The sequence below is a fragment of the Vibrio alfacsensis genome (assembly GCF_019670485.1).
Classification (GTDB): Bacteria; Pseudomonadota; Gammaproteobacteria; order Enterobacterales; family Vibrionaceae; genus Vibrio; species Vibrio alfacsensis.
Map to the genome: position 1 here is coordinate 22,134 of NZ_AP024166.1, position 13,038 is coordinate 35,171.

The following is a 13,038-nucleotide window of genomic DNA, read 5'->3' on the forward strand; positions in this document are numbered from 1 at the left end:
GGTCAGCATACTATTTCCACATAGAAAAACGAATAATCATCGGTGATTCTTAGCTGTTTTTGTCGCGCCTGTAGCATTTTCAACGTGCGCAATCTCGACAGAAACGAATAAGAAACATCAATGCCAATTATGGTGACTTTCTGACAGTGTCGTCATGGAAGCTCACGTTCCAATCTGAAACAAAAGTGAATCGTTGTGTGGTTGTATATGAACAATAATCAAATTAGCCAAGCGCAAAAAAATCTTGCCCCTGTGAGCAGACAAGCGGCAGCAGAAGGGATTGTCCTACTTAAGAATTCCGATGCAGTGTTACCGTTTCGCTCTCAAGATACGGTTTCCCTGTTTGGTCGTTGCCAAATCAATACTTATCGAAGCGGTACAGGATCGGGTGGTGCGGTAAACGTACCTTACGCGATCAGTGCGTTAGAAGGATTACGTGCCAACGGAAAGATTCGTCTGAATGAAGACCTTGTTACAACCTATCAAGATTGGATTGCAGACCACCCGTTTGATGATGGCGGCGGTGGTTGGGCGGCTGAACCATGGTTCCAAGAAGAAATGCCATTGAGTGATGAGCAAGTGGCGAAAGCGGCGGCTCAATCGAACAAAGCCGTGGTTTTTATCGGTCGTACTGCTGGAGAAGATCAAGACAACGCGGATGAAGCGGGCAGTTACCGTCTGACTGAGAAAGAGTTGGACATGATCGCGAAAGTGAACCGCCATTTCTCAGACGTGATCGTCATCATGAACGTGACCAACATCATGGACATGGCTTGGTTAAATACGGTGGAAAATAATGGTTCCATTAAAGCCGTACTCTACAGCTGGGCTGCGGGTATGGAAGGCGGCCATGGTCTTGCGGATGTGCTTTCTGGCGATCAGTCACCAAGTGGTCGATTGACGGATTCAATTGCGTATCATCTTGCGGATTACCCATCGTCTGCAAACTTTGGTCGAACTGATCGAAACATCTACGCAGAAGACATTTATGTTGGCTATCGCTACTTTGAAACGTTCAACCCAGAAGTAGTGCAATTTGAGTTTGGTGCTGGCTTGTCTTATACCGAATTTCAACGCGAATTAGTGACGTTTAAGATCGAAGGTGCGGGAGCTGATGCGGTTATTCACTTTGATATCAAGGTGACCAACCTTGGCAAAGAGTTTGCCGGTAAAGAGGTTGTACAACTGTATGTTGAAGCACCGCAAGGGGAGCTCGGTAAGCCATCACGAGTACTTGCAGGCTTTACCAAAACACAAATTATTCAACCAGGTGCGAATGAGCAAGTCCGAGTCTCTGTACCGGTTGCATCTTTGGTCTCTTATGACGATAGCGGCGTGACGGGTCATCGCAGTTGCTACGTTTTAGAAGCGGGGACTTATCAGTTCTGCTTGGGTGGTAGTGTGCGTCATGCTCAAACTATTGCAGCAACATTGGATCTAGAAGCGCTGTTGGTAATTGAAGCGCTAAGTGAAGCTTGTGCACCTATCCATAAGTTTGAACGCATCAAGCCAGCACAAAAAAATGACAATGGTGTGTTCCAAGTGAGCTATGAGGCAGCACCACAACGTACGGTGAATTTGGCAGAACGTATTCAAGCTAATATGCCTCGCAGCCAAGAAATTATCGGCCATCAAGGCATCACGCTGATGGATGTAAAAGAGGGCAAGGCCAATTTAGAAACATTCATTGCTCAGATGACACCGGAGCAGCTTGCCACGATCGTACGTGGTGAGGGGATGTGCAGCCCGAAAGTAACTCCGGGAACGGCGGCTGCATTTGGTGGTGTGTGCGATAGCCTATTTGAATTGGGAATTCCGGTCGCTGCGGCGGCTGATGGTCCGTCAGGTATTCGTATGGACAGCGGTCACAAGGCCACGCAAGTACCGATTGGCACCTTGTTAGGTTGTACTTGGAATGAATCGTTAAACGAAGAGTTGTTCTACCTTATCGGCGAAGAATTACGCGCTAACCAAATTGATACGTTACTTGGCCCTGGGATCAACATTCATCGTCATCCGTTAAACGGTCGTAACTTTGAGTATTTCTCTGAAGACCCATTTATGACGGGGGTGATGGCCGCTGCGCAAACGCGTGGTTTGAGTAACGCCGGCGTGTCTGGGACGATTAAGCACTATGCGGCGAACGATCAGGAAACGGCTCGCGTAGATGTGGACAGCATCATGTCTGAACGTGCGCTGCGTGAAGTGCATATTAAACCGTTCGAAATGGCAGTGAAACAAGGTCAAGCCACCACCATTATGACGTCCTATAACCCAGTTAACGGTCATTGGGCTGCGTCGAACTATGACTTAAATACCACCATTTTGCGTGGAGAGTGGGGCTACACTGGGATCGTGATGACGGACTGGTGGGCGAAGATGAACGATCCGGTGCAAGCTGGCGAAGAAAGCAAAACGTTCACCTCATTCATGGTGCGAGCGCAAAATGATCTTTATATGGTGGTAGGAAATGACGGCGCAGAAAGCAATGCGATGGGTGATGATACACTGGCTGCTTTGGAAAATGGCACGTTGACCATTGGTGAGCTGCAACGCAGTGCGATGAATATCTGCCGCTTTATTATGGCTGCACCAGTAATGGATCGCCCTCTGAAAGCGTATGAGCCAATTAAGACATTCGTTGCGTTAGAAGAAGCGACGGGAGATCAAGTACAACCTATCAATCAGCACATTGTCTTGAATACCAAGACTAATGCATCGGTCGTGGTTGAGGTGAGTGAGTCAGGTGTGTATCAATTTGATGGTGTAATGAAGTATGAGCGAGATTCGTTGGCTCAATCTTCGTGCAGTTTGTTCCTAAATAGTGAATTTAGCATGACGCTAGCACTGCACGGAACGGATGGTGAATTGATTACGGTAGAGGGCCTACAAGTGAAGCTCAATCCAGGGTTTTATACATTGGATATTGACTTTGTGAAGCCAGGCCTTGAGCTAGAAAAAATCATTATGACGAAGCAGTAAGCGACAAAGAATAACTTAAGCTTATGGATTGTTTCTTGATGGGATAATACGAGCAAATTTTTATCGGAATACCCATAAAAGTAGCGTGACTTTGCGAACAAAAGTTATACAATCCGCGCAGAAAATCAGTCAATAATGCAAACTGCTTCACAGTTCTCTGTGGAGCAGTTTTTAGTTTTAAGAAAGGTCAGAAAATGCCGAAGAGCCAACACATCAACCAACGCATGTCCATTGTGGCGTTGGCTTGGCCGATACTTGTAGAAATATTGCTAAGGACAGCGTTAGGAACCAGTGATGTGTTCATGCTGAGTGGATATTCCGATAAAGCCGTGTCCGCGGTCGGTGTTATCACTCAGCTTACGTTTTTCCTTATCATTGTTTCGACGTTCGTCAGCAGCGGAACGGGGATATTGATCGCCCAGTACAATGGGGCAGGGCGAGAGAAAGACTCGGTCGACGTTGGTGTTGCCAGTATTGCGTTGTCTGTGATCATTGGTGTCTTGCTCAGTGTGCTTGCGGTGATTGGTGCGTTATTCTTCTTGCCTTACTACGGTTTGGAAGCGCAAGTTGAGCACTACGCTCGAGAATACTTGCTGATCAGCGGTGCGATGACGTTTAACGTCACCATGGGTATTGTATTTACCACGATATTGCGTAGCCATGGTTATTCTCGTTCTCCGATGGTAGTGAACCTGATCAGTGGTGTGTTCAATATTATGGGTAACTACATTGCCCTGTACCAGCCATTTGGTTTACCTGTATATGGCGTGCAAGGTGTGGCGGTAGCAACGGTGGTGAGCCAAGTGATTGGTACTATTATGCTTGGTGTGATTTTGTCACGCAGCAGCATTGAAGTGCCGATGTCTAAGCTCAAGCAAGTTCCGGGCGATGTGTATAAGAAAATACTCAAAATAGGCGGTATGAATGCGGGTGAAGTGCTGTCATACAATATGGCGCAGATTTGCATCGTTTATTTTGTCGTGCAGATGGGCACCTCTTCATTGGCGGCGCTGACGTATGCGCAAAATATCGCACGTTTTTCGTTCGCGTTTTCTTTAGCGATTGGTCAGGCTGCACAAATCCAGACCGGCTATTACATTGGTAAAGGATGGGTGACAAGCATCCTCAAGCGCGTACAAATTTATTTTGTGGTGGGCTTTATTGCTTCAACCACGGCAACCACGTTGATTTATCTCTTTAGAGAAGACATATTGCGTGTGTTTACCGATCAACCCGAGATTTTGGCTTTGACTGGGTCTTTGATCATGGGCTCTATTCTGCTTGAAGCGGGCCGAGTATTTAACCTGATATTTATCTCTGCGCTGAAAGGGGCGGGAGATATTAAATTTCCGGTACAGATGGGCATCTTAAGCATGTGGGGATTCGGCGTATTGTTCTCCTACATCTTTGGTATTCATATGGGTTATGGCGTGCTAGGTGCATGGATGGCAATGGCCTTGGATGAATGGGTACGTGGCATCATCATGGCAAGACGCTGGCGCTCGCAAGTCTGGACCAAGTTTAAGGTTAGTTAAGACGGTTCTGACATATAAAACGTTAAAGGCACTGAAGTTCAGTGCCTCAGATTGATGACGAACCCCGCTTTTTAAGCGGGGTTCTTTTTTGGAAGCGACCGTAGGTCGCGATCGCGATATTTTTTGTTATATCGTGCGCAGAAGTTTCCATTCATTACATAGGCATACAGAAGCAAGTATTTGCCTTATTTCTGCCATGTTTAAGCCCATTTTTCGTAGATAACTCATCACCAACGCTATCTTCTTGATGTTTTGAGCTGCTGCTGCCAACCAACATTGCATTTGCACATTGGCTAGACCTCGAAAGCGAGCATAACGATGACCATGATGTTGCTTGGCGTCTGCGAAGCTCCGTTCTACGGTTTCACTTCGACGTCGATAAGTCTTTTTTCCGTAGGAAGAGAGCCGCATTTGATTTGCTCTCTCTACTGCATCGCTATAGATATGCCGAGCAATCACTTTCTTCATGTTTTTGCTTTGAGTGCAGTCATTCCTCATTGGACAGAACGCACACTCTTTGGGGTCTGAATGGTATTCTCGGTAGGCATCACGTGATGTGGTTTTATAAAGCAACTCCTGACCATTCGGGCATTGGTAGCTGTCTCTTTGTGCGTCGTAAGTAAAGTGTTTCTTTTTGAATGTATTTTTCGTTCTCGATGGGCGTCGATAACCGAACACGCCAAGAATACCTCGACGTTCAAGTGACTCCGCCACTGGGGCGGTAAAGTAGCCTGCATCCAGTCCAACAGCTATCGGGTTCAATTGGAATGTGGCAAGCGTGTAATCTAAGCGTTGAACGTAAGGTTGTGAGTCATTGATGTTACCTGCAGTGGTATAGGTATCGAGGATAATTCCGTGTTGACCATCAACGGTTCTATGGTCGAGATAGAAGAAGCCTTGTGGCTTATTATCACGAGTCATGAAGCCACTCTCTGGGTCAGTAGTACTGGTTTTAGTATTCTTTGTTTTTGACTCTGATCCGCGAGCCTTAAGCGGCTTCTTGCCCGCTATTTCTCGGTCTAACGTGACGTCTTCATCCAGCATATCAAGATAGGCACTCGCGCGAACCGCCGTGACTTTATTGGTGTGTTTATTCTTGTTGGCGTTCGCTTTGAGATGAGTACTGTCCGTAAAGAGCTCTTGACCCGCGACCAAACCTTTCGATATGGCTTGCTCTACGATATTAATAAAAATACGTTCGAATACATCCGTGCCATTAAAGCGACGAATGCGGTTTTGGCTGAGAGTAGATGCGTGAATGACTTTCTCTGTTAATGACATCCGTAAGAACCAACGGTAAGCGACATTCACTTCAATTTCTTTAACGAGCTGACGCTCACTTTTTATGCCAAAGATGTAGCCAAGTAAGATGATTTTGAAGAGACGAACAGGGTCAACAGGTGGACGCCCATTATCTTTACAATAAAGATGAGCGACTTCATCACGAATGAATTCAAAGTCGATAGCATTATCGATTTTACGCACTAAATGGTCTTTAGGAACCAACTGTTCCATCGTTACCATTTCCAGTTCGTATTGTTGCGGAGTCGGTTCTTGAAGCATGTCGGAGTATCCATATTTCGATACCCCTATTAGATCAAAGGTCTAGCTTGAAAGCTAGACCTTTGTCAGCAGTCTGAGGCACTGAAGTTCAGTGCCTTTTTTATGTGCGTAATTTGTGTCTCTGTGTATTTAAGGGTACAGAATTTATTGATTGGAGTTTGCGTCTAAATAGGCTTTGGATGAAATGTCCGTCCAAGCACGAATTTTGTTTAAATACTGTTGTTGCGATTCAATGATTTCTTTGGCTAAAGGGTCGTTGCTTGCTTGTTCTTGCAGCAAGGCTTGAGTTGCATTTTGCATTGCGTTGAGCACTTCTGGCGGAAAGTCACGAACTTTAATATCTGGGTATTCTGCGTTCATGGTTGCCCAGCTGTTTGCATTTGCGTCCAACGCTTGTGTGTACATATCAAAAGCCGCAACACGAAACGCCGTTTCGAGGATAGTTTGAAGGTCGGCAGGCAGCTTTTCCCATACTTTTTTGTTCACTAGGAACTGAGTTTCAGATCCTGGCTCATGCCATGCGGTGTAATAGTAAGGGGCAATTTTTTGAAACCCCATTCTTAAATCGAACGCAGGGCCAACCCACTCCAACGCATCAATCGTTCCGCGCTCTAGAGAGGTATATAATTCACCTGGTGCAATGTTTACTGGCTTTGCGCCGACTTTGGCCATCACTTCTCCGGCAAAGCCAGGAATGCGGATCTTGAGACCTTGTAAGTCATCAAGTGAGTTGATTTCTTTCTTAAACCATCCACCCATTTGGATATCTGAGTTACCGCCCGGAAACGACAACAGATTGTGGGGAGCGTACACTTTTTCCATCAGCGCCATACCACCGCCACGATAAAACCATGCGTATTGTTCAGTTGAGATCATACCAAATGGCATCGATGAAAAGTAAAGCGTGTTAGGCACCTTACCTTTCCAGTAGTACGAACTCGAATGGCCGAGGTCATATTGACCTGATTTAACCATATCAAAAATACCAAGTGGGGCTTTATGCTTATTGGCCGAATCGATACGAATAATGAGTCGACCATTGGACATTTCATTTGCGAGCTTGGCCATATTTTTACTGGCGTCACCTAAAATGGGCGTATTGGGGCCCCATGTTTCGGCCAGTTTTAGGCGGTAGACTTTTTCTGAAGCGGCGGCAGAAAAAGCGCTAAAAAGAAATGCGAAACTGAGGGCGGCAGAAAAGAGTAAGCGTAAGGTGGGCATGGCGGGTTACATCCTTATAATTAGTGTATTCTCCCGACCAGATTTCAATGTGTTGCTTTTTTAGTCAAATTTGGACTCGGGTTTTCTGTGCCGAAAAATAAGACAGAAAACCCAGTCAAAAGGTAGGTGTTAGCCAATTTGGCTAGTAAGCAACAATGTTTACATGGAAATGAAACGTTTTAGTGCGTTTGTTTAGTCAATCATCATCATGCTAAAAGTGCCATCTTGGTCACGATCCTTAACGTGTAAGCAGGCACACAACGCGTACTTTGCAGTTAAGGTTTCGTTAGAACTCACACTCAGCTAAGAAGCGCATGCGCTCTTTGCTGTAAGGGTGGTCTAACTCTAACATCTCTGCGTGCAGGTGCAGGCGGTTCGCTTTTTCGCCATACAACCCATCACCAACCATTGGCATGTTTAAACCCATATGGTGCGCGCTGTGGACACGAAGTTGATGGGTGCGGCCTGTTTTTGGGTACATGTAGACTTTGCTGCGCCCGTCTTTTACTTCAATAAGCTGCCAGTAAGTTTCCGCGTGCTTTCCGTGCTCGAAGCAGACTAGTTGACGAGGTCGATCTTCTGGATCGCCACGCATTGGCAGTGTGATTTCACCCTCAGGTTCCGTTAACTCGCCCTCTAGCATTGCCATATAGCGTTTTTGCACACCACGCGAGATGAACTGTTTTTGTAAGCTTTTATTTGCACGTCTGGTTAAAGCGAACACTAAGATGCCTGACGTCGCCATATCAAGACGATGGATAACAAAGGGTCCCTCAACGTCAGGGAACATTGTTTGTAAACGCGTGTAGGCGGAATCTTTGATGGTTTTACCCGGCACAGAAAGTAGACCTGATGGCTTGTTTACTATCACCATTGCGTCATCTTGATAAAGAATGTCGAGTTCTTTATCTTCTGCCCAGTTTTCTTCTAGTGGATTTGGCGCCACATTCAAGCCTTGCATCATGTGGCCTAATATCGGTTGGCATTTACTATTGCAAGATGGGTAAAACTTTTTGTGTTGGCGGACTTCCGATTTTGGTGATGCTCCCCACCAAAACTCGGCCAGAGCCAAAGGGATGAAGCCATGTTTGTATGCGTAATGCAGCAATTTAGGTGCCGCGCACTCGCCAGAGCCTGCTGGTGGTACGGGATTGGTCGTATGAGCAAAAATATCCACTAAATCACGTTCTGCACCAAGTGCATCGAGAAATCGATATTGCTTGTGCAATTTGTGTTGTAGCGCGTTGGACAGATCTTTACGTTGCTCTTTCAGCGCAGCCAGTTTTTGTTCTAGTGTGGTTAGACGCTCTTCTTTGATCGCGAGTTTCTCGTCCCAAGTTTGTTTAAGGTACTTAAGGACGTTTTTTTCTGCCACGCTCTGTTTGGCCAAATCATCTAATAGCGTTTTTAACTCTTCCGTACTAAGGTTTTGCTCGCCTTGCTTACGCTGTTGTTTGCGCTCGGCTCGGTTTTCAATCATCACTTGTCGGTGTGCTTGCTCTGCCTGCAGATACGCCGCGCGGTCGGCTTTAATGTCTGCTTTGAGCTGTGCAATTTCTGGATTGGCGGCAAACGCTTTGTATTGTGCATTTACTGCATTGATCGCATCCGTTTCGCGACGGAAAAAACTTTCTTCTGTCAGCATATCGAAGACGGGCGGAACAAAGCCCGGCAGTAAGTTTTGATCGGCAATTTTGCCAGAGAATGCACTAAAAAAGCCAAGCTGACCTAGCGGGCTTTGTACCAGTAATACACCGAACATTTTGCCGCGACCGTTCTGTTCATCACTCAAACCAAATTCGTGCTCGAAATCAGTTTGTGTCATCAGGTGCTGTTGTAATTGCTCAGCAGCTAAGACACAAAGAGGGTGAGGTGTATAGTAGAACGGAAACGTAAACTGCGTTGGCAAGTCGTAACCAGAAATGTCCGCAGTAAACTGAGTAAAGCAATGTTCAGGCGAGTGCATGAGTGTGTGTCCGCGCGAAATAAAATTGAGGGGCGATTGTACCTATTTTGCTTTGGATTGCTATCTTGAGGCTTGGTGTTGAGTGGGATTTCGGTTTGAGATTCATTCAAGATCCTGTACCTTAATGAACTTGCACGTATTTTTAATAATTGTTATTTGTTTATAATTGTTATTTGCAGCCGATTTTCATTCAATGAGTGACTTGCGCTGCATCCTTTTGAGCAAGAGTCATGTCACAAGCTAGCATTAAATTTATCGCCGCCGATATGGATGGCACTTTACTCGATCAATATGGTCGTTTGGATCCTGAATTCTTTGATCTGTTTTTACAGTTAGAAGAAAAGGGCATCATGTTCTCGGCAGCATCTGGCCGTCAGTATTACAGTTTGCGCGATACGTTTGCACCAATTCAGGACCGAATGATCTACGTTGCCGACAATGGCACAATGGTGATGTATCAAGATAAAGAGCTGTACAGTTGTACGATCCCAAAAGTTGAGATTGACGCATTGGTCAAAGCGGTGCGTGAAATTGAGGGAGCATACTTTGTGTTGTGCGGTAAGCGATCGGCATATATTGAAACTCAGGAGCCAAAAGCACTCGAAGAGTTTCAAAAATACTACCATCGTTGTGAATACGTGCCTGATGTACTTGCTGTGGAAGATGAGTTCATTAAAGTGGCGATTTGTCACTTTGGTGGAACGGAAGAATTGGTTTTTCCATCAATGCATGCGCAGTTTGGTAGCACTCATCAAGTGGTCGTGAGTGCTAAGATTTGGCTGGATATTATGAACGCTGAAGCATCAAAAGGCGCGGCGATAAAGCACTTACAAAAGACGATGAACTTTGGACCAGAAGAAACCATGGCTTTTGGCGATTACTTTAATGATATCGAGATGCTCAAAGTCAGTGCTCACTCTTATGCAATGGAAAATGCCCACGAAGCCGTGAAGAAAATCGCGCGTTTTTCTGCACCAAGCAATCGCGATTCTGGCGTGATGAAAGTGATACGAGAGAAAGTACTTAAAGCTGATTGATTTTCATCGCAAATATTTTTAAACGAGAATATGCTTTAAACATCAATATGCGCTAAAACAAAGCCCCGCACTCATTGCGGGGCTTTGTTTTTTGGACGAGATAGGGTGGAATTATTAGCGCACGTAACTGGCGTTGGCACTGACTAACCAGTGTTGCAATGTACCGTCTGGTTTCTGCACCCATAAGTCGTTGTGGTAGCGGTAGATACGGCCATTAACGGTTAGTGCCAGTGTATTTTCACCCGTTTTCTCCATACGAATAAACTGATCAGAGGTGACCAAGAACGGTTCGAGATCTTCCGTGTTTTGCCCTTTACTTACCACAAAGTAGCCAAACATATTACCAGCATCTGGATCTGTCGAATGTATGCGGTGACCGATCAATGTGTAGTTATCGCTGAGTGCTTCTTCTAAGGTTTTGCTTCCCATAGTTTCATGAGATGGGATGAACACCCAAGCCAATACGCCAATGGCAATGATAAGCAGCAATAGAATCGCACGAATGAAGTTTTTCATCATGGTTATCCGTTTAACGTTGGAATTTCATTTTGTACATGCGCTTATCCGCTATATTGATCAGGAAGTCAATATTGTCGGCATCATGTGGGTATCTTGCGACGCCGAAGCTGGTAGATAGGTGGCGAACGTATTGAGAATGCTGAATGGGTTTTTCAAACACCGCATTGATATGGTGAGCCACCTCATCAATTTCCTCTTGTTCACTTACATTGATGACAATTGCAAACTCATCACCGCCCATACGATAGACACGAAAATCGTCCAGCGCCATGTGTCTTAAACGATCTGAAACTTCAATTAATACTTGGTCCCCAATCTGATGCCCCATGGTGTCGTTGATGTCTTTAAAGCCGTTTAAATCGAGTAACAGCAGTGAAAATGGTATGCTGCTTTTCTCGCGCTGATGCAAATCGATAAACAGTGCGCTGCGATTGGCGAGGTTAGTAAGAGGATCACTTAGAGCCTGCTTGCGATGGAATTTGGATTCACGTTGATAAAAGTAGGTGAGCATCGCGACACTCAGCACGAAAATGCCTAACAATATGTATTGTGCTTGAAGTAACTGGTAGGCCTTTTGCTGCTGTTGCTCGTACAGTGGGCTGGCAACTCGAAAGTTTAGGGTGACGTAATCAATCATTTCAAGATAGAGATTTTGAGTGGCACGATAGAACTGGTTTGCCGCGACACTACTGCCGGTTTTGGCTTCCACTAGGATGGGCTCCAATTGGATAAACTTATCAAACAGTGAAATGAAGTACTGACGCACCTCTTCTCGAGACAAGAAAGAATCCGCTTCTTTGTTGTTGATAAGCAAATCAAACCGACTCCAAGCCAATTCATATTGCAGTACTGTACTATCAATGTTGATCACACTTTCGTTTAAGCGTCGAGCTTCTCCGACGAGTTCTGAAAGTTCTTTTGAAAGATGGAATAAAAACCATGTGGCTTGGTTTTGTTGATTAGAATAAGTTTGGGTTAACGCTCGAGTCTCTTTTAGTAAAGCAATGTTGGCGAGCAGTAATGCTAAAGCAAAAGTGACTAATAATGCTTTGCTTCGCGTTGAAATTGGTCCTGGGCTGAGCGTGTTGAGGTTGGCCATCTATGGGTCTTCTTTTATTTTTTATACGACTTATTTTATTTTTATGCGATTTAGTTGCCACACCATTTGAGAATGGTATTGGCTGATATTTATTTCTGGGTATTCAGCTAACGGGTAGATCAGCCAGTAAGGCCCTTTGTGTCTTATTTTGATGTAATGATCGTTTTGCTTGTATGCCACTATCGGTTGATATTGAAGAATGTCTTGTTTGGATAGATAGGCGTGGTATTCGTTTAACGCTCTGAGTTCTACTGTATTTGGCACTTCACCATAGGCACTAACGAGTAACGTGCTGAGCTTAACCCCAATAAATTTTTCAGGGCGTTCTAGCCAAGGAAGTGATGTGTGGTATGTCGTTGCAGGAAAAGCTTCTAAATCGCTTAAAGATAAGATGACATCGGAACTTTCAGGTTGACTAAACTGTAATGAGTTCGCAAAAACCATAGGGGTGCACAAAGTCAAAGTGAGTATCGTTTTTTTCATTTATTGCGCTCTGGCTACTCCTCTTTGATTTGGTATAGGGATGAAAATGCATTTTAGAAAATGCTTGAGCTAATCTATAGATTTATAGAATCCAATTAGAGTGGAAAATAACTGCTGAAAGATTGTTCGTCAAGGCTAAAGATATATACAAGGAGAGACTTGTGTTTGATTGGTATTATAAGGTTATCCTCAATTACACTGTGTTTAGTGGCCGAGCTAGACGCTTGGAATATTGGTATTTTACCTTAGTGAATGTATTGGTTAATTTAGTTATGGCGATCATTGACCGACTGATTGGCCTCGTTGTTCATATAGAAAATTTTGGCTTTTTTGGCATGATCTACGCACTGTTTATCATGATTCCATCCATCGCAGTGACCGTTCGACGCCTTCATGATTCTGGTCGAACAGGGTGGTGGGCACTGATCGCGTTGGTGCCAATTATCGGCATTGTTGTGCTGTTGTACTTTCTTGTTCAAGATAGTGAGGAGGGCTCGAACCAGTACGGAGCGAACCCTAAAGCGTGATAACGAAGTGTTAACTGCTAAATAAACATCAATTTCTGTAACTATTCATGGCCTAAAGTAAACCATGGCTTAAAGTAAATTACGATTAAACGCAGATCACGACTTC

At 44.8% G+C, this 13,038-nt stretch carries 10 protein-coding genes; 4 read left to right on the forward strand and 6 right to left on the reverse strand.

All coding sequences use genetic code 11. The annotated features are described in order from the left end of the window. The first annotated feature begins 207 nt into the window (after nt 1–207). Both VA249_RS14765 and VA249_RS14770 read left to right on the forward strand, forming a co-directional pair. Nucleotides 208–2,982, forward strand: a complete 2,775-nt coding sequence (locus VA249_RS14765) for a glycoside hydrolase family 3 protein (RefSeq protein WP_221071138.1) — start codon at nt 208–210, stop codon at nt 2,980–2,982. A gap of 194 nt (nt 2,983–3,176) precedes the next feature. After that, nucleotides 3,177–4,517: an MATE family efflux transporter gene (locus VA249_RS14770; RefSeq protein ID WP_221071148.1), complete on the forward strand. Its 1,341-nt coding sequence runs from the start codon at nt 3,177–3,179 to the stop codon at nt 4,515–4,517. Nucleotides 4,518–4,643: 126 nt separating this feature from the next. On the opposite strand, the gene VA249_RS14775 is transcribed toward VA249_RS14770, so the two are convergent. The 3 genes from VA249_RS14775 to VA249_RS14785 all read right to left on the reverse strand — a co-directional run bounded on the left by VA249_RS14775 (nt 4,644) and on the right by VA249_RS14785 (nt 9,267). Next, nucleotides 4,644–6,080 carry an IS1182 family transposase gene (locus tag VA249_RS14775; protein ID WP_221067583.1) on the reverse strand — a complete coding sequence of 479 codons (1,437 nt, stop codon included), beginning with the start codon at nt 6,078–6,080 and terminating at the stop codon, nt 4,644–4,646. Between the two features lie 144 nt (nt 6,081–6,224). Beyond that, nucleotides 6,225–7,301 (reverse strand): TRAP transporter substrate-binding protein, encoded by a 1,077-nt coding sequence (locus VA249_RS14780; protein ID WP_221071150.1) that lies wholly within the window; start codon nt 7,299–7,301, stop codon nt 6,225–6,227. 286 nt (nt 7,302–7,587) lie between these two features. Beyond that, entirely contained in the window at nt 7,588–9,267 is a 1,680-nt protein-coding gene (locus VA249_RS14785) for an RluA family pseudouridine synthase (RefSeq protein WP_221071152.1), read from the reverse strand. 230 nt (nt 9,268–9,497) lie between these two features. Here VA249_RS14785 and VA249_RS14790 point away from each other — a divergent pair, with 230 nt between their 5' ends. Next, a complete protein-coding gene (locus VA249_RS14790) occupies nt 9,498–10,304 on the forward strand; it encodes a Cof-type HAD-IIB family hydrolase (protein ID WP_221071154.1) in 807 nt (268 codons plus the stop codon). 114 nt (nt 10,305–10,418) lie between these two features. On the opposite strand, the gene VA249_RS14795 is transcribed toward VA249_RS14790, so the two are convergent. The 3 genes from VA249_RS14795 to VA249_RS14805 are packed head-to-tail and all read right to left on the reverse strand — an operon-like array spanning nt 10,419 to nt 12,405. Next, nucleotides 10,419–10,823: a hypothetical protein gene (locus tag VA249_RS14795; protein WP_221071156.1), complete on the reverse strand. Its 405-nt coding sequence runs from the start codon at nt 10,821–10,823 to the stop codon at nt 10,419–10,421. Between the two features lie 10 nt (nt 10,824–10,833). After that, nucleotides 10,834–11,922 (reverse strand): GGDEF domain-containing protein, encoded by a 1,089-nt coding sequence (locus VA249_RS14800; RefSeq protein WP_221071158.1) that lies wholly within the window; start codon nt 11,920–11,922, stop codon nt 10,834–10,836. A 30-nt stretch (nt 11,923–11,952) separates the two neighbouring features. Then, nucleotides 11,953–12,405 (reverse strand): putative pterin-binding protein, encoded by a 453-nt coding sequence (locus VA249_RS14805; RefSeq protein WP_221071160.1) that lies wholly within the window; start codon nt 12,403–12,405, stop codon nt 11,953–11,955. A gap of 161 nt (nt 12,406–12,566) precedes the next feature. On the opposite strand from VA249_RS14805, the gene VA249_RS14810 reads away from it, so the two are divergent. Next, a complete protein-coding gene (locus VA249_RS14810; RefSeq protein ID WP_128812455.1) occupies nt 12,567–12,932 on the forward strand; it encodes a DUF805 domain-containing protein in 366 nt (121 codons plus the stop codon). Nucleotides 12,933–13,038: the final 106 nt, after the last annotated feature.